Origin of the sequence: Variovorax sp. V116, from assembly GCF_041154435.1 — a bacterium.
GTDB classification, from domain to species: domain Bacteria; phylum Pseudomonadota; class Gammaproteobacteria; order Burkholderiales; family Burkholderiaceae_C; genus Variovorax; species Variovorax paradoxus.
In genome coordinates this window covers 723363-745192 of sequence record NZ_AP028661.1, presented here as the reverse complement: position 1 = coordinate 745192, position 21830 = coordinate 723363, and the positions used below count along the sequence as shown (strand labels likewise).

Below are 21830 nucleotides of genomic sequence, written 5' to 3'. Positions count from 1 at the left end.
CGCAGGCGAGGTTTATTTGCTGCTGTCGATGCGGATCTGCCGCGCGCCGAAGGTCACGGTGAGCGTCTGCGGCTTGCCGGGCTCCACCGCGCGCACTTCGCGCCAGCGCGCACGGTCGAGGTCGCGGAACGCGGCCATCACGCCAATGGCCTTGGCATCGGCCGGCAGCGTGAGGTCGAGCTTTTTGCTTTCGCCGGGGCGCAGCAGCATCTCTTCGCGCTGCACCAGCTCGGCGCCGAGCGTGGCCTGGTCCTTTTCGAACAGCGAGAAGAAGTCGGCCCCTTCGAAGGGGCCGGGCGACTTCAGCGCATAGATGCGCACCGTGAGCGGCGATGCGCGGCCGCGCGCATCGGGGTTGGCGTCGGCACCGGCCGCGAGCGTGATCGACACCGGCGTGACCACGGGCTTGCTTGCGCAGCCTGCGATCAGGGCACCGGTCAATGCGAGGCCAGAGGCCAATGCAAGGCGCCGCGAGACCGCAGCAAAAGAGCGTCCATAGGACGAATGGTGTGTACCCAGCGTGCGCATGCTATTCCCTTCGTTGCATTGACCGGTTCGGACGCATCTTTGATTATCACCAGCCAACTCGAACAGGCAACATGCTGACCACCGAACTTGTCGAAGCCCTGCTCACGCCCATCGGCGAGGCCTCGCCGTGCGGCGACGATCTGGAGTACGACGCGGCCTTTACCGCGCTCACCACCGCAGCGCAGGGCAAGCCCGAGCAGCAGTTCGGCGACACCGTCATCCCCGCGGTGGAGCCGGAGTGGCGCGAGGTGGCCGAACAGTCCGACGCGATCCTTCGCCGCAGCAAGGACGTGCGCGCCGCCGTGCTGCTGCTGCGTGCTTCCACGCGGCTGCAGGGACTTGCCGGTTTCGTTGCCGGGCTCGAACTGCTCACCCGCCTGCTCGACAATTTCTGGGACGGCATACATCCAAAGCTCGATGCCGAGGACGACAACGATCCCACCATGCGCCTGAACGCGCTCGCACCGCTCGGCGACGAGACGATGGTCCTGCGCGACCTGTACGACGCGCAGGTGGGCGTGGCACCCGGCGTAGGCGCGATCCGCGTGCGCGACATCGCGGTGGCCAACAACGCATTGAATGCGGTGGGCGGCGAAGCCACCTATTCGCCGGCACAGATCCAGGGCGGCCTCGAAGCGCTGCATGCCGAGCGGCCCGAGCTGATCCAGGCCGCCATCGGCGTGCCCGGCGGGGTCGAGAAGCTGCAGGCCCTGCTGGTGGAGCGCACCGGCCGCTCCGACGCGATCGACCTCTCCCCGCTGCGCGCCATCGGCCGCATGCTGCAGAAGGCGTGCAGCGCTGCCATCGGTGCGCCCGAAGAAGCCGGCACCGCCGAAGAGGCGCAAGGCGATGTGCCGCAGGCCGGCGGCGCGCCGCGGCCCGCTGCCATGCGCGGCGAGATCCAGAGCCGGCAGGACGCGCTGCAGATGCTGGACCGCGTGATCCGCTTTCTCGAGCAGACCGAGCCCGGCAACCCCGCCCCGCTCCTGATCGAGCGCGCCAAGAAGCTCATCGGCGTGAGCTTTCTCGAAATCATGGCCAACCTCGCGCCCGGCGCGCTGGACACGATCGAGACCGTGACCGGCAAGCGTCCGTCCGAGTAGCCGGCTTTTCCCTTTCCTTTTTTTTCCTGTTGATCGAACCGCCTCATCTACCCCCGCAAGGAGCATCGCCATGGCCAAGAGCAGTCAGAAATTCATCGCCCGCAACCGGGCGCCACGCGTGCAGATCGAGTACGACGTGGAACTCTACGGCGCCGAGAAGAAGATCCAGCTGCCCTTCGTGATGGGCGTGCTGGCCGACCTGTCGGGCAAGCCGGCCGATCCGCTCGCGCCCGTGGCCGACCGCAAGTTCCTCGAATTCGACGTGGACAACTTCGACTCGCGCATGAAGGCCATGAAACCGCGCGCCGCCTTCGCGGTGGAGAACTCCCTGACCGGCGAAGGCGAGCTCAAGGTCGAGCTCACCTTCGAGAACATGGAAGACTTCTCGCCCGCTGCCGTGGCCAGGAAGGTCGGCGCGCTCGACAAGCTGCTCGAGGCGCGCACCCAGCTGTCGAACCTCGTGACCTACATGGACGGCAAGAACGGCGCCGAGGAACTGCTGGCCAAGGTGCTCGAGGACCCGGCCCTGCTGCAGTCGCTGGCGGCCACCGCCAAGCCCGACGACGAAGCGGCCAAGCCGGCCGCCTGATCCCCCACACCCGACACACCGGACCCCCGAGGAGAACCACCATGGCCGAAGCACTCGAGCAGAGCGCACTCAAGGATGTCGCCTATGCGGGCAGCGATTTTTCGTCGCTCCTGCAAAAGGAATTCAAGCCGCGCAGCGACGAAGCCAAGAGCGCCGTCGAAGCCGCGGTGCTCACGCTCGCGCAGCAGGCGCTGAGCAACAGTACCGTCATCGGCAAGGACGTGACCAAGTCGATCCAGTCGATGATCGCCGCGATCGACGCCAAGCTGACCGACCAGGTCAACAAGATCATCCACCACCCCGACTACCAGAAGCTCGAGAGTGCGTGGCGCGGCCTGCACTACATGGTGAACAACACCGAGACCGACGAGCACCTGAAGATCCGGGTGATGGACATCTCGAAGACGGACCTTGCCAAGAGCCTGAAGAAGTTCAAGGGCGCGGCCTGGGACCAGAGCCCGATGTTCAAGAAGATCTACGAGCAGGAATACGGCCAGTTCGGCGGCGAGCCCTTCGGCGCGCTGGTGGGCGACTACCACTTCGACCAGAGCCCGCCCGACATCGAGCTGCTGGGCGAGATGTCCAAGATCGCCGCCTCGGCGCATGCGCCCTTCATCACCGGCGCGAGCCCCAACCTGATGCAGATGGAATCGTGGCAGGAGCTCGCCAACCCGCGCGACCTGACCAAGATCTTTCTCACGCCCGAGTACGCCGGCTGGCGGTCGCTGCGCGACTCCGACGACGCCAAGTACCTGGGCCTGTGCATGCCGCGCTTCCTGGCGCGCACGCCCTACGGCGCCAACACCAATCCGGTGGAGGAGTTCGACTTCGAGGAAGACACCGCCGGCGCCGACCACAGCAAGTACGCCTGGGCCAACGCAGCCTATGCGATGGCCACCAACATCAACCGCTCCTACAAGCTCTACGGCTGGGGTTCGCGCATCCGCGGCATCGAATCGGGCGGCGCGGTGGAGAACCTGCCGCTGCACACCTTCCCGAGCGACGACGGCGGCGTGGACCAGAAGTGCCCGACCGAGATCGCCATCAGCGACCGGCGCGAAGCCGAGCTCTCGAAGGCCGGCCTGCTTTCGCTGATCCACCGCAAGAACTCCGACTTCGCGGCCTTCATCGGTGCGCAGTCGCTGCACAAGCCGGCCGAGTACGACGACCCGGACGCCACGGCCAACGCCAACCTGGCGGCGCGCCTGCCCTACCTCTTTGCCTGCAACCGCTTTGCGCACTACCTGAAGTGCATCGTGCGCGACAAGGTCGGCAGCTTCAAGGAGCGCGACGACATGCAGCGCTGGCTCAACAAATGGATCATGAACTACGTGGACGGCGACCCCGTCAACTCCTCCGAAGAGACCAAGGCCAGGAAGCCCCTGGCCGCGGCCGAGGTGGTGGTCGAAGAGGTCGAGGGCAACCCCGGCTACTACACCTCCAAGTTCTTCCTGCGCCCGCACTACCAGCTCGAAGGCCTCACGGTGTCGCTGCGGCTGGTGTCGAAGCTGCCCTCGGCCAAGGGCGGCAAGTAGCAACGGGCGGCATATGCCGTCGGGGGGCCTTTGAAAACGGGGCCCATTGCTCGTTCTCTCCATAGCTCCCGGGCACCACCGCCGACCAGGCACCGCACGGAAGCCCTTTTTTTCTCTGACTCGCACACAACTGAAAGGTAAGCATCATGGCTGCAGACATGTTTTTGAAGCTCGAGGGCGTCGACGGTGAATCCAAGGACGATTCGCACAAGAAGGAGATCGACGTTCTCTCCTGGAGCTGGGGTGCCAGCCAATCGGGCACCGGCCACGTCGGCGGCGGCTCGGGCGCAGGCAAGGTGAGCGTGCAGGACCTCTCGGTCACCAAGTACGTGGACTCCTCCTCGCACCTGCTGCTGCTCGACTGCTGCAACGGCCAGCACATCAAGAAGGGCACGCTGGTGGTCCGCAAGGCCGGGGCCACGCCGCTCGAGTACATCAAGCTCACGATGGAAGACATCATCGTCAGCAACATCCACACCGGCGGCAGCGGCGGCGAAGACCGCCTGACCGAGACCATCACGCTGAACTTCTCGAAGTTCAAGTACGAGTACACGCCGCAGAAGGCCGACGGTTCCGGCGACGGCACCAAGGAAACCGGCTGGGACATCGCCGCCAACAAGAAGGTCTGAGGCGCCTTGCGCCAACGGCCGCCCGGTGGACGGCGGCCGCCCCTTGATTGACCTTCCAGCCGGAGAGACGCGATGGCCACACTCAACACCACGGTCCTTCAGTGGGCCAGCGCACAGCTGGGCAAGCAGATCGGCGCGGGCGAATGCTGGGACCTGGCCAACTCGGCCCTCGGCCAGGCCGGCGCCGGCACCTCGTCGGACTTCGGCCCGATGGGCGACGACGACGATTACATCTGGGGCAACGAAGTCGCGCTCAAGGATGCGCTTCCCGGCGACATCCTGCAGTACCGCGACTACGAGATGACGACGACCACCACCACCGACGTCACCTTTGCCGATGGCACGGGCTGGACCGACAGCCCCTACGTAACGGTCGGCCATCCGCACCACACCTCGATCCTCTCCAAGAACCCGGGCACCGGCGCCATCACGGTGCTGGAGCAGAACCACCAGGGCAACAAGGAGCCCGTGCGCGCCAGCACGATCCGCTGGAAGGGCAGCTCCACCTCGACCACCACCCGCAAGCCGATGAAGCGGCAGGACAACGGCAAGACGGAGTCGGCTCTCGTGGTGGTCACGGTGGACGTGACGGTGAGCGGCAAGCTCAAGGCGTACCGGCCGAAGAAGCCCTGACACCTGCCAACGAACAGGAGTTCGAGCATGAGCAGCAAGTGGAACGACAACGACTATCACCCCTATGCGGATGAGTACTACCCGCTGAGCAAGCACTATGGCGGCCCGGGGGCTGCCGGCCTGATGAAGAAGACCGGCATCAAGGGGCTGATCGTCCACATCACCGACGGCAACAGCCTGCTCAGCTCGCTGAAGACCACCTGGGAAAACCGCGCGGCCTCGGCCCACTTCGCGGTGGACAAGGGCGGCACGATCGCGCAGTACATTCCGCTGTCGCAGCGCTCCTGGGCCGTCGACGGCTGGAAGGTGGACAACCTCTGGTACAGCGTGGAGAACGTCGCGGTGCACGGCGAGACGCTCACCGACATGCAGATCCGCATGAACGGCTATCTGCTCGCGTGGCTCAACGGGGAATACGGCGTGCCGCTGAAGCTCGCGGCCACGCCGGACGACAGCGGCCTGTCGTACCACGCGATGTTCACCAAGTCGAAGCCCTGCCCCGGCAAACCGGTCATCGCGCAGCTGCAGGACATCGTGGACGCTGCCGTGGGATTGAGCGGCGGCTAGATTCCCGCGGGTCCGGCCCCGGTTCGTCAATCCGGCAGTTTGCCGGGCGCCGCCGAAGGTTCCTCGATCGACGCCGGCATCGTCTCTTCCTCGGCCGCGGGCATCAGGCGCGTGGCGTCGTCGATGTCATCGGGAATCACCCACAGCGTGAGCGCCGTGTAGTTGTCGTACCCCGGCTTGGCGTGCGCCTTGATCTGCGCGTCGAGCTGCTCGGTCCACTGGCTGGGCGTGCGCGAGGCGTGCAGCGTGTCGACCAGGCACTCGTCGCCCAGCGGCTCCCACACGCCGTCGCTGCACAGGAGCAGCACGTCGCCGGGCATCAGGCGCATGCGGTCGGACACCGTGATGTCGGGCGCTTCCTCGATCGAGCCGAGCGCCGAGAGCAGCATGTTGCGCTGCGGATGCAGGCGCGCGCCTTCCTCGTCGAGCATGCCGCCGGCCACCATCTGCTGCACCAGGCTGTGGTCGGTGGTGCGCGCCACGATGGCGCCGCCGCGGAACAGGTAGGCGCGGCTGTCGCCGCTGTGCACCCAGGCCAGCGCCTGGCTCTCCAGGTCGATGGCCGCGAAGACCACCGTGGAGCGCATGCCGGCAAGCTTGCCGCCTTCGGACTGCCGCGCCACCACGTCGCGGTTGGCCTGCTCGACCAGCGTGCGCAAGGTGAACTCGTCCAGCCCCGGCGCCGCCGAGAAGCCGCCCAGCACGCTGCTGCGCGTGGTTGCCGCCGCCACGTCGCCGCCGCCATGGCCGCCGGCGCCATCGGCCACCAGGCAGGCGACGTAGCGCTCGTCGTGCCAGTGGCCGTGGACGTCTTCGTTGTAGTTGCGGCCGCCCTGCCGGGACAGCGTGACGATTTCGATTTCCAAGCGGGGTGCCTCGCGTTTGCTGGTGCTGTTGTAGTGGTGCCTGAGAGAGCGTTCTTCAGGTGTCCGACTTGAGGCGCGCCATCTGCTCTTCATAGGCTTCGAGGAAGGCCTTGCCGAAGAGGTTGTGGAAGTCGTCTTCCGCCTCGCTCGCGATGCCGCCGTAGAGCGCGACGAACTGGTCCCAGAGCTTGGCCTTGCGGTTGGCGCTGAAGAGCGTGTCGAGCGCCGACTTCGCGCTGATCTTCTTCTCGAGCTCTTCGGGCTCGAAGCGCGCAATGACATGGGCCAGCGCCGCGCGCATGCCCACCATCACGCCGAACTGGTGCGCGCGCAGGTCGTTGAAGGCATCGCGCATCGCAGCTTCCGGCGGCATGAAGCCGCGCACGCCGGGGCCCAGCAGGTGGGCCAGCGCGACCTCGACGGTCGGCGAGAACTTGAGCGGGTTGTTGGCCTGCGCCGCGATCATCGTGACCTCGGCGCGCACCTCGCGCTTGAACTCCTGGCGCGTGAGCAGGAGCTGCAGCGTGCCTTCGGTGGCGCTGCGCAGGATCGAGCCGATGCGCTCCATGAGGCCGGGCGTGAGCATCTCGGGCGGCTGGTGCGTACTGGCAAGGCCGCGCAGGAAGGCGGCGAGCAGCTCGTCGTCGGATGCGGTGCGCGGGGCCGCGGCGGGCGCCCGCTGGACGGGCGGCGGCGGTGGTGGTGGTGGCGGCAGCGGCTCGAACGGCCGGCTCGCGACCTCAGGGCCGCTGATGCGTATCGGCTGCCCTGTGATGTCGTCGAAGCGCGGCAGCGCTTCCACCGGCGCGGCGGCCGGAACCGGCGTGATCGCCTTCGGCGGCGTGAAGCCGAACTGGTCGATCGGCAGGTGATCGGAGCGCGGTGTCGGCGTGTGCGGCGCCGCGCTCTGCAATGCGGCCAATGGATCGGCGGACGAAGCCGTGTTCGGCTGCAGCAGCGGATCGGCCAGCGGCGACAGCGCGAGCGGATCGCCGCCGATGCCGCCGCCACCGCCCATGCCGCCGAAGAGCTCGTCGATGCCGGCGGCCTTGCCGTGCGCGGGCGGCGCGCCGAGGTCGGAGAAATCGTCGAGCGCACCGAAGCCTGCGGCCGGCGCAGCGGACGGCGTGGGCCCGAGCAGGTTGGCGAAGGGATCGACCTGCGCGGCCTGCGCGTTGCGCGAGCCGCTTTCCATCGGGTCGGGAAAGAGCAGCGGATCCGCGCTTGCCGGCGCGGCCGTCCTGGCACCGGATGCACGGGCCGCGGCAGGCGCGGCAGGCGCGGGCGATCCGAGCCCCGCAAGCAGGTCGGCAAAGGGATCGTCGCTGGTGCTGGCCGCGGGGGCGGCGCCGAGCGGCGCCGACATCACGGTGTTGGGAATGGCCAATGCCGGCGGCGCGGCCGCGCTCATGCGCACGCTGAGTTCGAAGCTGCCCACGATCAGCCGCGCGCCATCCGCGAGCGGAGCCTCCTTGCCCGAGCCCAGCGACACGCCGTTGCACTGCATCGGATTGCTGCCGCGGTCGATGACGAAGTACTGGCCGTCGCGGCACAGCACCTGCGCGTGCACGCGCGAAACCGTGCGGTCCGGATCGTCGAGCACCAGCGTGTTGGTGTCGGCGCGCCCGATGGTGCCCCCGTTGGGCCCGAAATCGGCAGCGATGGGCTGCCCCGCCGGAGCGCCTTGCCGGGTGATGACAGCGATATGGATCATGAATCTGCCCCCGAGGCTCTATGCCCTTCTACGCCCGAACACAGCCCGCGCATGCACGGGCGAAAAAACTCAGAAGGAGTATTCATTCCGTGGAGCGGGTTGGCAATCTCGCCTTAAGAGGTATGCCATTGCAGCCAGGCCGCGACGGCGGTGAAGATGAGGGCGATGAGGAGGCAGGTGCGGGTGGCGGGGTCGGGGCGGCGCCTCGTGTTGCGCACCCGGCGCATCGCAGCCGCGATCAGGAAGGCAGCAGCCAACGCAGCAAGGATGTACCGAGCCTGCATGGCTACGCCTCCATCTGCGACAAGAGCCACTGCTGGCGCCAGGCCGGCGCTGCCGCGTTGAACAGCGGCCTGCCCGGCGCCATCAGCGACAGGTGCTCGGCGGCGGCGATACGCTGGCGCTGGAACCCCGTCTTGAGCACGGCGAGGCAGTGCCCCTGCGTGACTGGTTCGCCCACGAAGCATCGGATGCCGTGCGGAAAGCGGTGTCCGTCGGCTTGCCACCATGCATCGATCTTTTCGGCATCGGGCCAGGGAAGGCCTTCGTCCTCGTCCATTGCAACGTCTTCGTCGTCCGGGTCGTCGTTGGGGCCGGCCACGGGGTTCTCCGGTGGCTTCAGTTCGAGATCTTCGGCGGCGAGGTCCAGCCCGGTGATCGTGCTGAAGGATTCGCCGGCCAGCCTCGCGAGCTTCAGGTCGCCCATCTGCGCGATGAGCCAGGGCACGTAGTGCGGATCGCCGGCCGCGCCGATGCCGCGGATCAGGATGCGGACCGAGTCCTCCTTCCGGGCAATCGACTGAAGCAGCGCATGGGCCTGTTCGGCAGGGAGGACCTTGAGCGCCAGCATCGCAGCTGCCGGCTGGCAAGGACCGCCCTCCCCCGCGAGCACAACGAGCGTTCGGAGCGCGGCCTGCCGGTCGCCGAGCAGCAGCGCTGCGCGGGCCGATTCGAAGCGGCGTCCGGCGTCCTCGTGCATCAGCCCGCCCAGGCAGCCGGGCAGCAGATCGATGCGGCCCAGCTTGCCGGCGACAACGATGGCCTGCGCGGAGTGCTCTTCATCGGCCATGGCGGTTTCGAGCACGGTTTGCGGGTCGGCATGATGCATGGCGCATGCGGCCAGGCCGATGTCCCGGCGAAAGGCATGCGGCGAATCCAGCAGTGCGCGGGTGATGCCGCGCAACTCGGGGGCCGGCACCCAGCCGAAGGCGGAGACCAATCCGACCCGCGCCTCGGGCACGGCTTCTGCGAGCGACAGCAGTCTTTCGAGCAATGCAGGGTCTCGGGCCTCGATCGCGCCGACGGTAGCCACGAATATGGACCCGCGGCCAGGCGGATCCAAGGCGGCCAGGCCGAGATGCCTCGCGTAGTCGCCCGCAACAGCCAATCCATCCAGACTCGCCGCCAAGCGATCGTCCAGGCGCCGCAACCGGTGCAGTTCCACATGGGGCGCACGCACCTGCACCGACCGTGTCGAGCGCAATGCATCCGCGCTCTCGAGGTGCTGCTGCACCACCATCGCTACAGGAGGCCGGACGAATGCGGACATGTCCATGTGCGAGGTCAACGGTCGCTCAGACAATGCGCGTCCACGCTTTTCCGTCGAATTCCATGATGTCGGTTTCTCCGTTCGACCACATCACGTCTTCACAGGCACTGAGCTGGTAGGTGGTTTTCGGCGTGTGCTTGCCGTAGGCCACCGGACGCAGGCGCTCTCCGTCGAGAACGAAAAGGCCATCGAGCGTCGAGACGTAGAGTTTTCCTGCAAACCATTCCAGGTCCCAGATGTCCTCGGCCGTGTCGCCATGATCGATCAGCGACCATCGATCAGGCTGGCCATGCAGCAGTGTTCCGCCGTGTCCGCCGATGTACACGGTGCCTTCCGCAGTGCAGACCACCGAGGTCAGGTTGCGGTTCGTTGGAACGTCCTGCCGGCGCCATCCCTTCCCGTCGAAATGCCAGGCGCCGCCCTTGAAGCCGACCGCAAGAAGGTCGGATCCGCCGAAGCCATGGATGGCCTGGCCATCGAAGCTGTTGGGCAGGCCTTCGTCGATCCGGGTCCAGCGGTCCAGTACGTCCAGCCGATAGACCATCCCGCGGATGCCGATCGCATGGGCAACGCCTCCGATCTCGCGCACCGAGCGCAGTCCGCGCGAACGCTTCTCCTTCGGCGGCGGTGCGCTGTTCTCGAAGAGATCCTGCGTCACGCGGTCGTCATCGGTGTCGGCGGTGTAGTAGCCGGCTTCGGAGATGTCCACCGTGCCGTCCTCGGGGTGGTCGATCAGGCAGACGCTGTGGGCGTCATAGTTGCAGTCGCCGCGGTCGATTTTTCCGTCGTCCCACAGGAACACGTAGGCATGCGGTTCTTCGCGGCGCTCCAGCCTCGGATCGCAGGCATAGATGAATCCGCAGCGCGGCGAGATCACCGCCGCCGTGCGGAAGATCAGATCCTTGAAGGGGGCCTTGCTCATGGTCGACTCCTGTGGCGCGCGGCTTCAGCGGCGCTTGGGTTTCTTGGGTTTCATGCTGCGCGGCTTGCTGACTTCGCCGGCCGTCGTCGGGCGGATCTGGTCGGACTCCTCGATCCCCATGGCCTGGTGTCCGGCGCGGACCTGGGACTGGGTGCAGTCCTTGTCGCAGCCCGTCACTGCGGCAACGGCCTTGGCGCCGACATCCTCCGCTTCGCCCACGCTCCAGCGCGGCTCCCCGACGATCGATTTGCCTGTCCTGGAAACGTTCTTGGCGTCCAGGGATTTGTGGTTGACCGTCAGGTTGTTGGTTTCGGTATGGATCTCTCCATGTGCACCGGTCGAATGGCTGTTGCCCTTCGCGCACACGCAGGGCGCGCCGTTGTAGCTGTATTTTTTCCCGGCACCCAGCCGGATGCGCTTGCCCGACGAGTTGTTGAACTGCGAATCGGGAACGACATGGTGAGGCGTCGGCTTCTTGCCCTTGGAGTTGGGACAGCAGTTGTTCGGGCTCTTCTTGGTCATGACGCAGGTCATGGCGTCCCTGCATTTCTCGTTCTTCTTGCTGCACATGCTCTTCATGGCCGCCTTGCGGCTGCGCGCGGGCATCGTCTTCCCGCCCTTGCCGTCGGGCTTGAGAAAGGGGCCCGCGGCGGAGCTGCAATGCGTCTTCAGCTTCTTGGCTACTGCGGCGCACGGATGATCGCTGCCGGCGGCGAATGCGGCCTCGTCGATGTAGGGCCAGGTGGGCGAGTTGCCGGGAAAGGATGCGTGGTTGTGGGTCGTGATGTCCAGGTTCCTCACGACGTTCTCGCCCTCCACCTTCACGTCCATCGACCACGCATTGAAATAGACCTTGCCCATGTTTTTGCTGGTCACCACGCCCTTCTTGGGTGCGCAGCCCGCCTCGTCGCCCGAGCTTCTCTTGAAATAGCTCTTGTTCTTGAGCATCACCTCCTGGCCGGAGATCTTCACGCTCGTGGAGCCACTCGTCGTATCGGACGCCATTCCGGTGTTCGGATAGGGAATGGGAACGCCCGGCGGCGTTGCGGGTGTCTGCGGCGGCGTGAAGCACACGTCCGGGAAGGCGCAGATCGCCTTGCCCGCCGCCTGCTTGCAGGACACCTCCATGTTGTTGGCATAGACCTGGTTGCTCATTCGGGCACCGTGTATTGCAGGCAGAGCGCCACGCGCTGGCCGGCGTCGTTGGACATGTGCGCAAGGATGTTCGGCCCGGGGGCGTAATGCTTCTCGCAGGCCGCCAGCGCACTGGAGACGATGGCAATGCCCGATGCAGCGCCCACCTCTCCGATGCATTCCGCCGGGTGCCAGATGTCGAACGCCTCCTTGCGTACACGCAGCGTGCGCGACAGCGCCAGCGCCGCCTCCTTGAAGTAATACTGCTCTCCCGAAAGATCGGTGATGCGCAAATCCATCTGGTGCATCTGGCACCCCGCGTCGGCCAGCGCCGCCTTGACGGCCTGGGCAAGACCTTCGGCGCGCAGCGGCTCTTCGCTTTCAATGTGCGCGGGTTCGCGGCCAAGGCCGATGCCGGTGCACAGCAGTTCGCCGGCACGGCCTTCGGGCACGCCCAGCAGCAAGGCGCCGGCTGCTTCGCCGGGCATGAAGCCATCGGTATTGCCGGCCGTGAGGAGGCGGTCCCCTCGCTCGTAGCGGCCGAGCGTGGGCCAGGACAGCAGGCTGTCGCTGGCGGCCACCAGCACGCGTGCCGTACGCGGTCCGGCCATCAACGCGCGTGCCCGCGCGAAGGCCACCGCAACGCCCACGCGGCCCTGCGCAACGATCGTCGAATCGGCCGAGAAGCCGACACCCAGCAGTTCCTGGATGCGCTGGAAGAGTTCGTCATCCACCCCCTCCATCCGCCCTGGCCTGTCCGTTTCCGCAACGCACAGGATGAGGGGCAGTGCATCCCACTGTTCTCGCGGGACATCCGCCAACGCCTCCTCGATCGCCGTCGCGGCCATCCGCGCCAACCTGGCAAGGCCCCGCCAAGGCTGCTCCAGCGGCACCTGGTGCGCCATGATCCACTCTCCATCGGCATCGATGAAACGGGTCTCGCTCGGGTTCGTCAGCCTGGCGCGGAACGCCGCACAACTCGCCGGCGCAGTCAGCCCGACCGGCGTGACCAGACCTGATCGAAGAATGGCGACTGGCGGCGAACTCATGTCGCCTCTGCCTCTTCGGAGGGCATGGGGATCATCACCACCGGGATCGGGAAGGCCATCTGCTCGCGCTGCTGCCACCATTCCTTGCCCTTCTTGCCGACCAGCACCTGCGCAATCTCGTGCAGGTTCTTCCGCAATGGCCTCGCCACTCGCCACGAGAGGCTGAAGCGTTGCGCGTCCGGCTCGATCACCACGGTGTCGAGCACGGCGGCGTAGTCTTCGCGCTCGCCGCGCTTGGGGAACACATGCACTGGCGCAATGAGGTGCGGAATGGTGAAGTGCGTGATGCCTTCCGGCGTGAGATTGCCCAACGCCACCTCGACCGGGCCTTGCTGGAAAAATTCCAGCGGCAGCTGCTGGTCCGCCGGTGCGGCCTGGAAGTACCGGGGATCGAAATCCGGCGGCAGGAACGGAAAGTGCTTTTCCAACCATTCGTCGTCGTAGGTTCCGGCAAAGCACGCTCGGGTGGACCATCCGCGCCCCACTGGACCGAAAGCCATCGGTTGATAGTTGCCGCTTGGATCACGCACGGCATGGCCGATCTGTTCGGTCCTTGGCAGGGGTGCTCCGTCGATCCAGTCCATCCGGTTGTGCCGGTGGAAGCCGCAGCCCACCGGGTTGGGCATGAAAGCCACGTGCTCCGAGCGATCTTCATGCCGCAGATCGGCCCCGCCGAATGCGACGTCGTAGGAAAGAGGCTGCCGCACGAAGGTTCCGGGCGGCGACGCGGTGGCCCGGAGCGGCGCCCAGGCCCAATGCCGTGGCCCCACCACGTTGAAGCTCTTGCTCCAACGACCCATCCTGACGCCGACCTCGACCTCCGTGGAGGGCCTCCCCTTCGGCGCGTAGGCAGTGCCTGACAGCAGGATGTCGCAGCGCGGCTTGCACGGTGCGAAATCCACCTCCTGCAAAGGCGCCGAAAGCCTCGGCTCTCCGGTGAAGGTGTCGGCAGCCACGAGCGGCAACTGCTGCTCGTGCAGCTCGAAATGCCCGGCCGCCTCGCCGGGCCGCGGAATGCGGAAGGTGCCCTTGATCACAACCACCAGGGATTCGCGCCCGCTGGGCGCCAACCCGATATTGATTCCAGCGACCATGCGCGTGGCGTTGACCAGTTCCACGAGGTCTTCTCCCGTCTCAGTTCAGCTGCACCGATCCGCCCTTGATCCAGTTGACCCCGCTTGATCGACTCGATACGTAGCTGCCCTGGATCAGCACCTTGCCCGCGCTTGTGAGCGTGATGCTGGCCTTGCCACAGCGCAACACCAGCTGATCGCACGCGCTCACGAGCACGCGCTCCCCATCGGCCTGGACTTCGACCTGCGCCGGTGCATTGGATGCGGGCCAACCCTGCGCGCCGCGCAGCACGCCCATCACGATGGGCCGCGCCGGATCCCCCGCTTCGAACATCAGCACCACACTCCTCCCGATGTGCGCACCGTGCAGGTCGATCACGCTGCGCGCCCGCACGGCGGCCGTGCCGATCTGGCCGGCGAAGATGACGAGCGGCGTCTGCCCCTCATCGGCGATGGCAATCAATTCGCCCGTGACAACGGAGTTCCACGGCGCAATGGCTGCAGCCGCCTCCAGCTGTGCGTCGATCAGGTCCCTGCCGCTCATGGTCGCTCTCCTTGCATGCAGTCAGTTCTGCAGAATCTTCGAGCCCTTCATCACGATGTCGCCGCTCGCCTTCGCGTTGATCTTCCCCGAGGCTTCGATCATGATGTCCTTGCCCTTGATCACAATGGTCCCGTCCTTCTTCATCGTGATGCTGGCGCTGCCTGTCTTGATGGAGATGGAGTCGCCCGCATCGATCACGAGGTTCTTCCCAACGGTGAGCGCGTCGTCCTTGCCCACGCTGGATGTGCGCCCTTCGCCCACGCTGCGCGACTCGTTCTTGCCCACGGTGGTGGAAAGGTCCGCCCCCACATCCACCGACCGGTTCGCCCCGATGCTGCTCGACTGGTTCGCGCCCACATTGATCGTCTGGCTCGCCCCCACCGTCACCGCCTGCATCGCCCCCACCGTGATCTCCTGCGCCGCGCCCACGGTGATGGTCTCGTTGATCCCCACCGAATGCGTGCGCTGCAGTGCCACCGTGGCCGTCTCGCTCGCGCCCACCGTGATCGAGCGGTTCTGGCCGATGGAGATGGTCTCGTTCAGGTCCACCGTCTCCGTGCGGTTCTGGTGGATCGTGATGGTCTCGTTCTTGTCCACCGTTTCGGTGCGCTGGCCGTGCACGGTGATGGTCTCGTTGTTGTCCACCGTCTCGGTGCGATCGTGCTTGACGTGCGTGGTCTCGTCGTGGTCGATGGTCTTGGTGCGGTCGTGGCCCACCCAATGGGTCTCGTCGTTCTCGACCTCGATGTCCTGGTTTTTTTCGGCGTGCAGGTACATCTGCTCCGAACCCTTCTTGTCCTCGAAGCGGAACTCGTTGCAGTTGGACGCGCTGCCCTTGGGCGTGGAGCGCGTGCGAAAGCCGCTCTGCGTGTGCGAGCCGAAGGGGATCGGCTGGTCGTCGTTGTAGACGCGGCCCACGATGATCGGCCGGTCGGGATCGCCATTCAGGAAGTCGACGATCACCTCCTGCCCGATGCGCGGAATGAAGTACCCGCCCCAGCCCTTGCCCGCCCAGGGCTGCGACACGCGCACCCAGCAGGTGGACTTCTCGTCGCTCTTGTCGTAGCGGTCCCAGTGGAAGTGCACTTTCACGCGGCCGAAGTCGTCGGCGTGGATCTCTTCGCCGGCCGGCCCCACCACGATGGCCGATTGCGGCCCGGGCATGACGACGCGCGGCGTGAGGCGTGGCGGGCGGAACGGCACGTCGACGGGAATCGCGGTGATCAGGAAGGCACTGGTGCCCTGCAGGTCGGTGCGCAGCGCGGGCGCGTCGGCGATCAGCGCCTCAAGTGCGGGCCGCGCCTGGGCATTGACGGCATCGTCGTCGAGCGCCTCGCGCAGCGCCTGCTCGATGGGCATCCTCGGCGTGGCATGGGGAATGCTCTCGTAGCCCGGGTGGCTCGCCGCGAAGATGCAGGCGGCGATCACGTAGTCGCCATCGCGCGTGCCGTCGGGGTCGCCCTCGAAGGTGAAGCTGCGCCCCGCCGCCACGTCGGGCCAGGTGGTGAGCGCCCAGTGGCGCTGGCGGCGCGCGGCGATCTCCTCGCCGCGCAGCTTGCCCTTGTCGTCCGCATCCGCACCCGTGAAGTAGCCGCCGGCAAACTCGAAGGCCTCGAATTCGGCCAGCTCGTGCTTGTCGGGCTGGCCGCCCGCGGCCTCGAGCTTCTTCTTGATGGCTTTGAAGTCGCTGTCGCGCGAGGCGTAGGTGCCGGTGTCGAACTGGCGTGCGCTCACCCAGCGCGAGATCTCGTTGTGGCGCGCCTCGGTGGTGTCGGTGGCGATGTGGCGCAGCGTTCCCTCCACGGGCAGCTTGTCGTGCGCGATGTCGCTGGCGTCCGACAGGTGCATGGTGCCGGGCGCATCGTGCGCATCGAACCAGTAGTAGATGCCTTCGTCTTCCAGCAGCCGCGACAGGAACTGGTAGTCGCTTTCCTGGTGCTGCACGCAGTAGCGGCGCGGGTTGTGGGTGCCGATGACGTTGCTGGTCCTGGTCTTCTTGAAGCGCCTGATCGGGCTGTCCTCGAACACCGCGTCGAGCACTTCGAGCACCTTCTTTTCCTGCAGGATGCGCGAGTTGATGCGCTTGGTGAGCAGCCAGAACCACGAGCGCAGGCCGATGCGGTATTCGAAGTGCCGTCCCACGTGGCCGGTGCGCTCGAAGCGCACGGCGTGGCCCTGGCAGTGGCGCTCGTGCATGCCGCCGTCCTTGTCCTGGAACTGGATGACCACGTCGAAGGCGCGGCCGAGGATGTCCTTGGCATCGAGCGCATGGTTCTTGGACAGCACGGTGAGTTCGTAGCTCGACGAGCGCGCGAGCGCCTCATGGCCCACGATGCGCCAGAACATCAGCTCGCCGTTGGCGGGCGAATCGCTTTCGATGCGGAACTCGTGATCGGCCATGTGCTTCGGCTCGAGGCCCCTCTCCCATTTCTTCCGGTCCCTGACTCTTCCCCGGCAGGCCTTGCAGCCTGCCGGATTGGCAGCGCCTCAGGGCGCAAGCAACAGCACCATCGTCTGGCTCGGCACGATCCGCACGCCCGGGCAGTTGGTGCTGTTCTGCAGCGACATGCTGGTCAGCCGGGTCGCGGGCATGCCGAGGTACAGCACGGTGAAGGCGCCCGTCAAGTGCCGGCTCGGTCCCATCACGGTGCCCGACGCCACCCCCATGTTGACGCCCGCGTTGTCGCCGTTGGTCATGGGAATGGTGGTGGCCAGGTTGTGCACCGGCATGCCCATGATGAGGATGTTCGGGCAGTTCGGCACCGCCATCGGCCCCATGGCCACATTGGGATAGGGAATGGGCACCGGGCCAGCCGGCGTGGGCGTCAGGCACACATCGGGAAATCCCATGTCGGTGCCCATCATCTGGCAATTGGCGAACATGATGCGCCTCCTCTATCCGAAATGGATCTGCCCGCCGCGCGCCTTGACCAGCTTGCTGCCGTTCACCAGTGCGTGCTCCGCGCTGATGTGCACGAGCTGCTGCGCTTCCATCTCCAGATGCGCCGCATGCACGCGGTCCAGGCCTTCGGTGGTCCGCGCATGGTGCTTGCTGAAATGCGTGACCCGGTCGAACACCGTGGAAAGCGCCGATCCGATCAGCCGCATTGCCCCGGCCACGATGCGGACCTGGCCTCCGGCGAATTCGAGATCGTCGCTGGCGATGTCGGTGCGCGCGCTGTCCAGCGCGAAGCGCCGCGAACTCAGCGCGATCGCCGGCGCATGCAGCTCGAGCGCGCCGTCGGTGACCTCGAAGCGCGTCGGACCGTGGCTGCGCAGCACCCGCGGCGCGCCGGCTTCGCGCTCCAGCACTGCAAGGATCCAGATCTCGTCAGGTGCCACCCGGAAGCACGCCACCGTGTCGCCTGGCTGCGGCACGAGCAGGCAGCTGGCTGCGACGCTCGCGCGGGCGTCGAAGTCGCCTGCGACCACGCGCAGTTCATCGGCCGCACCGGCCACCACCACGCCCACGCAGGATTCCGCAGCGATCGGCGAAGGCCGCCGCGGCGGCGCCTGCTTGCGGGTGCGCGGCTGCGCCTTCGGGCGGCTGGCATCGAGAGGGGCGGCGGTAGCGTGAGTCATCGGAAGGCACTCCTCGGAAGTGTGGAGAAAAGGAAGAGAGCGGCATGGCGGGCCGGCGGATTTCGCGTCATGGCGCAGGCCCCCTCCAGAGTTCCGCGCGCGCCAACGCCGCGTCGGTTTCCAGCGCCCGGGGCCGGTCGGTCCACAGCGCGTCCTCGGTGTCGGCGCGATGCAGCACGGTGCGCAACAGGGTGGCGCCGCGGCCGTCGACCTTTTTCAGGTCGGCCCGGCTGAAATCGGCATAGCTCAGTTCGCAGTCGCGCAGCGAAGCGGCAGCCAGCTTCGCATCCGCAAAGTGGCACTGGTGCAGGTCGGCGCCATCGAAGCGCGCGCCGGGCAGCATGCTGCGCGTGAACAGCGCCTGCCGCAGCCCCGCACCCGCGAAGTTGACGGCTTCGCCCCGGGCATCGCAGAACACGGCCATCGGCCCTTGCGCGCCGGAGAAGTCGACACGATCGAGGCGCGCGCCCTGGAAATTGCATTGCCGCATCGGCGCGTTGCGAAAGCTCGCGCCGCCGAGGTTGCAGTTCGCGAACTGGCAACCGTCGAGGGACAGGCCGGCGAAGGATTTCCCCTGCAGGTCGACCTCGTGGAACACGACCCGCTGCATCCGGGCGCGCGCCCAGGTCATTTGCGCCAAGCCGCATGCGAGCATCGAGGTGTGGACCCAGCGGCTGTCGTCCGCGTTGACGTCCACCAGGTTCGACCGCGTGAAGGTCGAAGACTCCAGGTCGGCTCCGATCAGCGCGGCGTGGGCGAAGTCGCAGTTCGAGACGGTTGCCATCGACAGCACAGCCTGGGTCAGTTGCGCATGCGGCAGCGCGCAGTCGGTCAGCACCGCGCCGTGCAGGTCGGCACTGCGCAGCGCAGCATGGTCGAAGGTGCACCGGTTGAGCACGGCGCGGCGCAGGCTGGCGCCGTCCATCAGCGCGCCCTTGAAGCTGCACTGGTCGAACAGCGTCTCGCGCAGGTCGGCGCCGCGCAGGTCGGCCTCGTCGAACCGGCAGCGCGAGAACACGCCGCCGGCCAGGTACGCGCGCGCATAGGCGCCGGCGCCAAAGTCCTTGTCTTCCATCGGCTCGCCCAGCGTCACGGCGAGTGCCAGCAGTTTCGGAGTCAGCAGTGCGCTGGGCATCTCAACGCCCTCCCGCATGCTGTTCCGGCGTCAGCCGTGGGTGGATGCGCGCACGTTCGAGCAACGCCCCGTCGAACTTCGCGTCGCCATCGAGCCGCACGCGGGACAGGTCGGCGCCGAAGAGGTTGGCCTCGCGCAGATCCGCGCCGCGCAGGTCGGCGGACTGCAGGATGGCATCGTGGAAGTTGGCGCCCGCGAGACGGGCCCGTTGCAGCCCCGCCTTGCGAAACAGCGCCCCTTTGGCGTTCGCCAGGCGCAGGTCGCTGTCCGAAAGAAGGCCCATGCCGAAGTTCGCCCCCGCGAGGTTCGCCCGCGCCAGCCGCGCGCCGCTCAGGTCGCATTCGCCCAGGTTGGCATTGGCCAGCATGGCACCGGTGAAATCGGCTCCCGCCAAGCGTGTGGTCTTGACCACCACCGCGCCGGCCATCCGGGCGCCGACGAAGCGGGCGTTCGCGGCATTGCAGCCGACCAGGCTGGCCGCGCCGAGATCCGCGCCGCTGAAGTCTGCGCCCTGCAGGTTGCATTCGATGAAGCTGCAGTTGGCCAGGACGGCTTCGACGAACCGCGCCCCGCTCATGTCGAGCTTGTAGAACAGCATCCCCGGCGCCACGATCGTCGAGGCGTCGGCTCCGGCCCAGACGCTGTCGAGCCATTGAGCCTGCGCCAGCCGCGCGCCGCGCAGCTGGGCCAGGCCGAGCCGGGTTCCACCGAGGATGGCGCCCTGCAGGTTCGCATTGTCGAACACCGCCTGTGCGCATTCGGCGCCGCCGAGGTTGGCCGCACGGAAGTCGGTGCCGATGGCGATTGCCCCACGCAGGTCGGCGTGGGCCAGCACCGTGGCCTGCAGCTTCGCGCCCGACAGGTTGGCGTTGCGCAGGTTCGCGCTCTCCAGCCAGGCGCCGGTGAAATCGACGCCGCGCAGATCGAGGTTCGACAGGTCCGCGCCCGTCAGGTCGATGCCCGGCCACCGCTTCAGATGGCTCCTCAGCAAGAACGCCACCTCGCGGCGGCTCGCCGCCGCGGCCTCGCCCGCAAGGGGAACGGCGGCTGCCTGCAGGTGCGCCGTCTGCAGGTAGTCGGCGTGCAGCGAGTTCTGCATGCGCCAGAGCGCGGTACCGATGCGCGCACGGTCGAAGGGCTTGCCGGCAGTACGGTGCGCGCCTTCCAGTTCGGCGAGCTGCTGCTTCGCGCTGAAGAGCGGCGGACCGCGGTGCTGGAGCTTTTCAGCGGCGGGTTTGTGCTTTCTGGCGAAGGCGATCGCGGTTTCGGCGTGCGTTGCCGCGTCGTCCAGCGCCGCCCACCTCTGCGCGTCCATCTGCTCGCGCAACTTCTTCAGGTAGGCCGGCATCTCGGCGGCGGTCGGCGGCTTTTCTCGCGGCGCCAGCCGAACGCCGAGCGCATCGGGGTCCCTGCCCTTCGACTGCAGGAAGTCGCGCGCCAACTGCACCTCGACTTGCGCGCGGCGGTACTGCGCCGCCTCCTGCAGGCCTTGCGACTTCATGACGGCTTGCAGGGCCTCCAGCGAGGGATCGGCGGTGTCCAGGCCCTCGGGCTGCAGATCGCCGTCGTTCAGGGCCTCGAGCGCCGCGTCGCGGCCGCGCGTGCGCTTCTCGAGCACCGACAGGTAGTGCGCGCCAGTGCGCGCCTCGGCCGGATCGATGCGCTCGACCGCACCGAGCAGATCGTGGATGTCGGATGCGTCGTCCTCGGCGGTTTCAGCCAGGCCGTGGAAGACCAGGACCATCCGCTGCGCCGCCGGGAAGAACCACACCGTCGTCAGCCGCATCGGAATTTCACGCAGCTTGAAGACCGCGCTGTCCCCCTCGCCCATCCGGTAGTGCGCGAACGCACGCACGCGAAGACCTGGCAGCCGGCCTTCGATGTGCGGGCGCTCGGGATGCATGTGATCGAGCTCGTAGGTCTCGTCGCCGCGCAAGGGCGCATCGATCCACTGGTCGCGCGGCGCCATGTTGAAGTGCTGCCAGTTCAGGTCGGGCGCGTAGCCGGGTGCATGCTCCTTCAGCCAGTTGGCGTCGTAGGTGCCGCGCAGCGCCGCCCGCTGCGGATGCAGCACGTCGAGCGGCGCGAAGGCCGCGGGCGCCACCGCCTGGTCCGGCCTGCGCAGCCGGTCGCCCGGGTATTCGAGGGCGGGCAGCCATCGAATGCGGTCGGTGGCCTGGCGGCCGCGCCCCGACGGGTTCTCGGCGAAGTCCGCGCCGCCATAGGCGTTGGGCCAGTCCAGGGCCAGCGGCTGCATCGGCGCCGGCGCACTCGGCGCGTCACCGTCCCAGTAGCGCTCCCCGAATGCCAGCAGGGTCTTCGAGGTGCCGCCAAGCCGGGCGCGCACCGCGACGGCCTCGGGGCGCTCGGGTGCCGCGAAGGCCCTGCCATGCACGAGAAACTCGGGCGTCAGCTTGGCGATGCCCTCGTCGATCAAGGGCACCGCCATCTCGGCGCCGAGAAAATTCCACATCGACTGCTCGCCCCAGAGACAGCCCTGCGCCGGCTGCGCGAAAGGGACGTGCAGGTAGCCCGACACGGACAGGCCGAACCGCTTGCGGAACGCCATGGGCCTGAACGAGAGCCCGAGTGTCTGGGGCTTGATGATCTGCATGGGGGCAAGCTTGTTTCAGAAACCGGAGGAATTGGGTTCGGACGAATTGGGCTCTGATGAGCTG

Annotated in this window: 21 protein-coding genes; 6 read left to right on the top strand and 15 right to left on the bottom strand. The window is 67.2% G+C overall.

Features of this window, described 5'->3' with window-relative positions; translation table 11 throughout:
* Positions 1-12: 12 nt before the first annotated feature.
* Entirely contained in the window at positions 13-441 is a 429-nt protein-coding gene (gene tssJ, locus ACAM58_RS03415) for a type VI secretion system lipoprotein TssJ (protein WP_369664156.1), read from the bottom strand.
* Positions 442-599: 158 nt separating this feature from the next.
* On the opposite strand from tssJ, the gene tssA reads away from it, so the two are divergent.
* From tssA to ACAM58_RS03385, 6 genes are all read left to right on the top strand, one after another.
* The gene (tssA, locus tag ACAM58_RS03410) at positions 600-1631 is read left to right on the top strand and encodes a type VI secretion system protein TssA (protein WP_369664155.1); all 1032 of its coding nucleotides are present in this window, start codon (positions 600-602) and stop codon (positions 1629-1631) included.
* 70 nt (positions 1632-1701) lie between these two features.
* Positions 1702-2220, top strand: a complete 519-nt coding sequence (gene tssB / locus ACAM58_RS03405; RefSeq protein WP_012745713.1) for a type VI secretion system contractile sheath small subunit — start codon at positions 1702-1704, stop codon at positions 2218-2220.
* A 41-nt stretch (positions 2221-2261) separates the two neighbouring features.
* Positions 2262-3755, top strand: coding sequence for a type VI secretion system contractile sheath large subunit (gene tssC / locus ACAM58_RS03400; RefSeq protein WP_018904086.1), 1494 nt, complete (start codon positions 2262-2264; stop codon positions 3753-3755).
* 146 nt (positions 3756-3901) lie between these two features.
* Positions 3902-4384, top strand: coding sequence for a type VI secretion system tube protein Hcp (locus ACAM58_RS03395; RefSeq protein WP_012745711.1), 483 nt, complete (start codon positions 3902-3904; stop codon positions 4382-4384).
* Between the two features lie 72 nt (positions 4385-4456).
* The gene (locus ACAM58_RS03390; RefSeq protein ID WP_012745710.1) at positions 4457-5017 is read left to right on the top strand and encodes a hypothetical protein; all 561 of its coding nucleotides are present in this window, start codon (positions 4457-4459) and stop codon (positions 5015-5017) included.
* Positions 5018-5044: 27 nt separating this feature from the next.
* On the top strand, positions 5045-5584 hold the full coding sequence (locus ACAM58_RS03385; protein WP_278876438.1) for a peptidoglycan recognition family protein: 540 nt from the start codon (positions 5045-5047) through the stop codon (positions 5582-5584).
* A 26-nt stretch (positions 5585-5610) separates the two neighbouring features.
* On the opposite strand, the gene ACAM58_RS03380 is transcribed toward ACAM58_RS03385, so the two are convergent.
* From ACAM58_RS03380 to ACAM58_RS03315, 14 genes are all read right to left on the bottom strand, one after another.
* Positions 5611-6450, bottom strand: a complete 840-nt coding sequence (locus ACAM58_RS03380; RefSeq protein ID WP_018904083.1) for a PP2C family serine/threonine-protein phosphatase — start codon at positions 6448-6450, stop codon at positions 5611-5613.
* A gap of 55 nt (positions 6451-6505) precedes the next feature.
* A complete protein-coding gene (gene tagH, locus ACAM58_RS03375) occupies positions 6506-8164 on the bottom strand; it encodes a type VI secretion system-associated FHA domain protein TagH (protein ID WP_369664154.1) in 1659 nt (552 codons plus the stop codon).
* 113 nt (positions 8165-8277) lie between these two features.
* Positions 8278-8448 carry a hypothetical protein gene (locus ACAM58_RS03370; RefSeq protein WP_307592860.1) on the bottom strand — a complete coding sequence of 57 codons (171 nt, stop codon included), beginning with the start codon at positions 8446-8448 and terminating at the stop codon, positions 8278-8280.
* Positions 8449-8450: 2 nt separating this feature from the next.
* Positions 8451-9731, bottom strand: a complete 1281-nt coding sequence (locus ACAM58_RS03365; RefSeq protein ID WP_369664153.1) for a TIGR02270 family protein — start codon at positions 9729-9731, stop codon at positions 8451-8453.
* 7 nt (positions 9732-9738) lie between these two features.
* Positions 9739-10635, bottom strand: a complete 897-nt coding sequence (locus ACAM58_RS03360) for a hypothetical protein (RefSeq protein WP_307592863.1) — start codon at positions 10633-10635, stop codon at positions 9739-9741.
* Between the two features lie 24 nt (positions 10636-10659).
* The gene (locus tag ACAM58_RS03355) at positions 10660-11790 is read right to left on the bottom strand and encodes a PAAR-like domain-containing protein (RefSeq protein ID WP_307592864.1); all 1131 of its coding nucleotides are present in this window, start codon (positions 11788-11790) and stop codon (positions 10660-10662) included.
* Positions 11787-12818 carry a hypothetical protein gene (locus ACAM58_RS03350; protein ID WP_369664152.1) on the bottom strand — a complete coding sequence of 344 codons (1032 nt, stop codon included), beginning with the start codon at positions 12816-12818 and terminating at the stop codon, positions 11787-11789. Before ACAM58_RS03350 ends, ACAM58_RS03355 begins: the two co-directional genes overlap by 4 nt.
* Positions 12815-13936, bottom strand: coding sequence for a DUF2169 domain-containing protein (locus ACAM58_RS03345; RefSeq protein WP_369664151.1), 1122 nt, complete (start codon positions 13934-13936; stop codon positions 12815-12817). Before ACAM58_RS03345 ends, ACAM58_RS03350 begins: the two co-directional genes overlap by 4 nt.
* A 16-nt stretch (positions 13937-13952) precedes the next feature.
* The gene (locus ACAM58_RS03340; RefSeq protein ID WP_307592867.1) at positions 13953-14435 is read right to left on the bottom strand and encodes a DUF6484 domain-containing protein; all 483 of its coding nucleotides are present in this window, start codon (positions 14433-14435) and stop codon (positions 13953-13955) included.
* Between the two features lie 21 nt (positions 14436-14456).
* On the bottom strand, positions 14457-16835 hold the full coding sequence (locus ACAM58_RS03335) for a type VI secretion system Vgr family protein (RefSeq protein WP_369664150.1): 2379 nt from the start codon (positions 16833-16835) through the stop codon (positions 14457-14459).
* An 87-nt stretch (positions 16836-16922) separates the two neighbouring features.
* Positions 16923-17318 carry a DUF4150 domain-containing protein gene (locus ACAM58_RS03330; RefSeq protein WP_012745698.1) on the bottom strand — a complete coding sequence of 132 codons (396 nt, stop codon included), beginning with the start codon at positions 17316-17318 and terminating at the stop codon, positions 16923-16925.
* A 12-nt stretch (positions 17319-17330) separates the two neighbouring features.
* Positions 17331-18017 (bottom strand): DUF3540 domain-containing protein, encoded by a 687-nt coding sequence (locus tag ACAM58_RS03325; protein WP_369664149.1) that lies wholly within the window; start codon positions 18015-18017, stop codon positions 17331-17333.
* Between the two features lie 67 nt (positions 18018-18084).
* Positions 18085-19152 (bottom strand): pentapeptide repeat-containing protein, encoded by a 1068-nt coding sequence (locus ACAM58_RS03320; protein WP_369664148.1) that lies wholly within the window; start codon positions 19150-19152, stop codon positions 18085-18087.
* Position 19153: 1 nt separating this feature from the next.
* The gene (locus ACAM58_RS03315; RefSeq protein WP_369664147.1) at positions 19154-21766 is read right to left on the bottom strand and encodes a DUF2169 domain-containing protein; all 2613 of its coding nucleotides are present in this window, start codon (positions 21764-21766) and stop codon (positions 19154-19156) included.
* Positions 21767-21830: the final 64 nt, after the last annotated feature.

Coding starts and splice junctions, on each gene's coding strand:
- ACAM58_RS03335 (WP_369664150.1), bottom strand. CDS start 16,835: ATGGCCGATCACGAGTTCCGCATCGAAAGCGATTCGCCCGCCAACGGC.
- ACAM58_RS03390 (WP_012745710.1), top strand. CDS start 4,457: ATGGCCACACTCAACACCACGGTCCTTCAGTGGGCCAGCGCACAGCTG.
- tagH (WP_369664154.1), bottom strand. CDS start 8,164: ATGATCCATATCGCTGTCATCACCCGGCAAGGCGCTCCGGCGGGGCAG.
- ACAM58_RS03360 (WP_307592863.1), bottom strand. CDS start 10,635: ATGAGCAAGGCCCCCTTCAAGGATCTGATCTTCCGCACGGCGGCGGTG.
- tssA (WP_369664155.1), top strand. CDS start 600: ATGCTGACCACCGAACTTGTCGAAGCCCTGCTCACGCCCATCGGCGAG.
- ACAM58_RS03385 (WP_278876438.1), top strand. CDS start 5,045: ATGAGCAGCAAGTGGAACGACAACGACTATCACCCCTATGCGGATGAG.
- ACAM58_RS03350 (WP_369664152.1), bottom strand. CDS start 12,818: ATGAGTTCGCCGCCAGTCGCCATTCTTCGATCAGGTCTGGTCACGCCG.
- tssB (WP_012745713.1), top strand. CDS start 1,702: ATGGCCAAGAGCAGTCAGAAATTCATCGCCCGCAACCGGGCGCCACGC.
- ACAM58_RS03340 (WP_307592867.1), bottom strand. CDS start 14,435: ATGAGCGGCAGGGACCTGATCGACGCACAGCTGGAGGCGGCTGCAGCC.
- ACAM58_RS03395 (WP_012745711.1), top strand. CDS start 3,902: ATGGCTGCAGACATGTTTTTGAAGCTCGAGGGCGTCGACGGTGAATCC.
- tssC (WP_018904086.1), top strand. CDS start 2,262: ATGGCCGAAGCACTCGAGCAGAGCGCACTCAAGGATGTCGCCTATGCG.
- ACAM58_RS03315 (WP_369664147.1), bottom strand. CDS start 21,766: ATGCAGATCATCAAGCCCCAGACACTCGGGCTCTCGTTCAGGCCCATG.
- ACAM58_RS03355 (WP_307592864.1), bottom strand. CDS start 11,790: ATGAGCAACCAGGTCTATGCCAACAACATGGAGGTGTCCTGCAAGCAG.
- ACAM58_RS03330 (WP_012745698.1), bottom strand. CDS start 17,318: ATGTTCGCCAATTGCCAGATGATGGGCACCGACATGGGATTTCCCGAT.
- ACAM58_RS03325 (WP_369664149.1), bottom strand. CDS start 18,017: ATGACTCACGCTACCGCCGCCCCTCTCGATGCCAGCCGCCCGAAGGCG.
- ACAM58_RS03370 (WP_307592860.1), bottom strand. CDS start 8,448: ATGCAGGCTCGGTACATCCTTGCTGCGTTGGCTGCTGCCTTCCTGATC.
- ACAM58_RS03320 (WP_369664148.1), bottom strand. CDS start 19,152: ATGCCCAGCGCACTGCTGACTCCGAAACTGCTGGCACTCGCCGTGACG.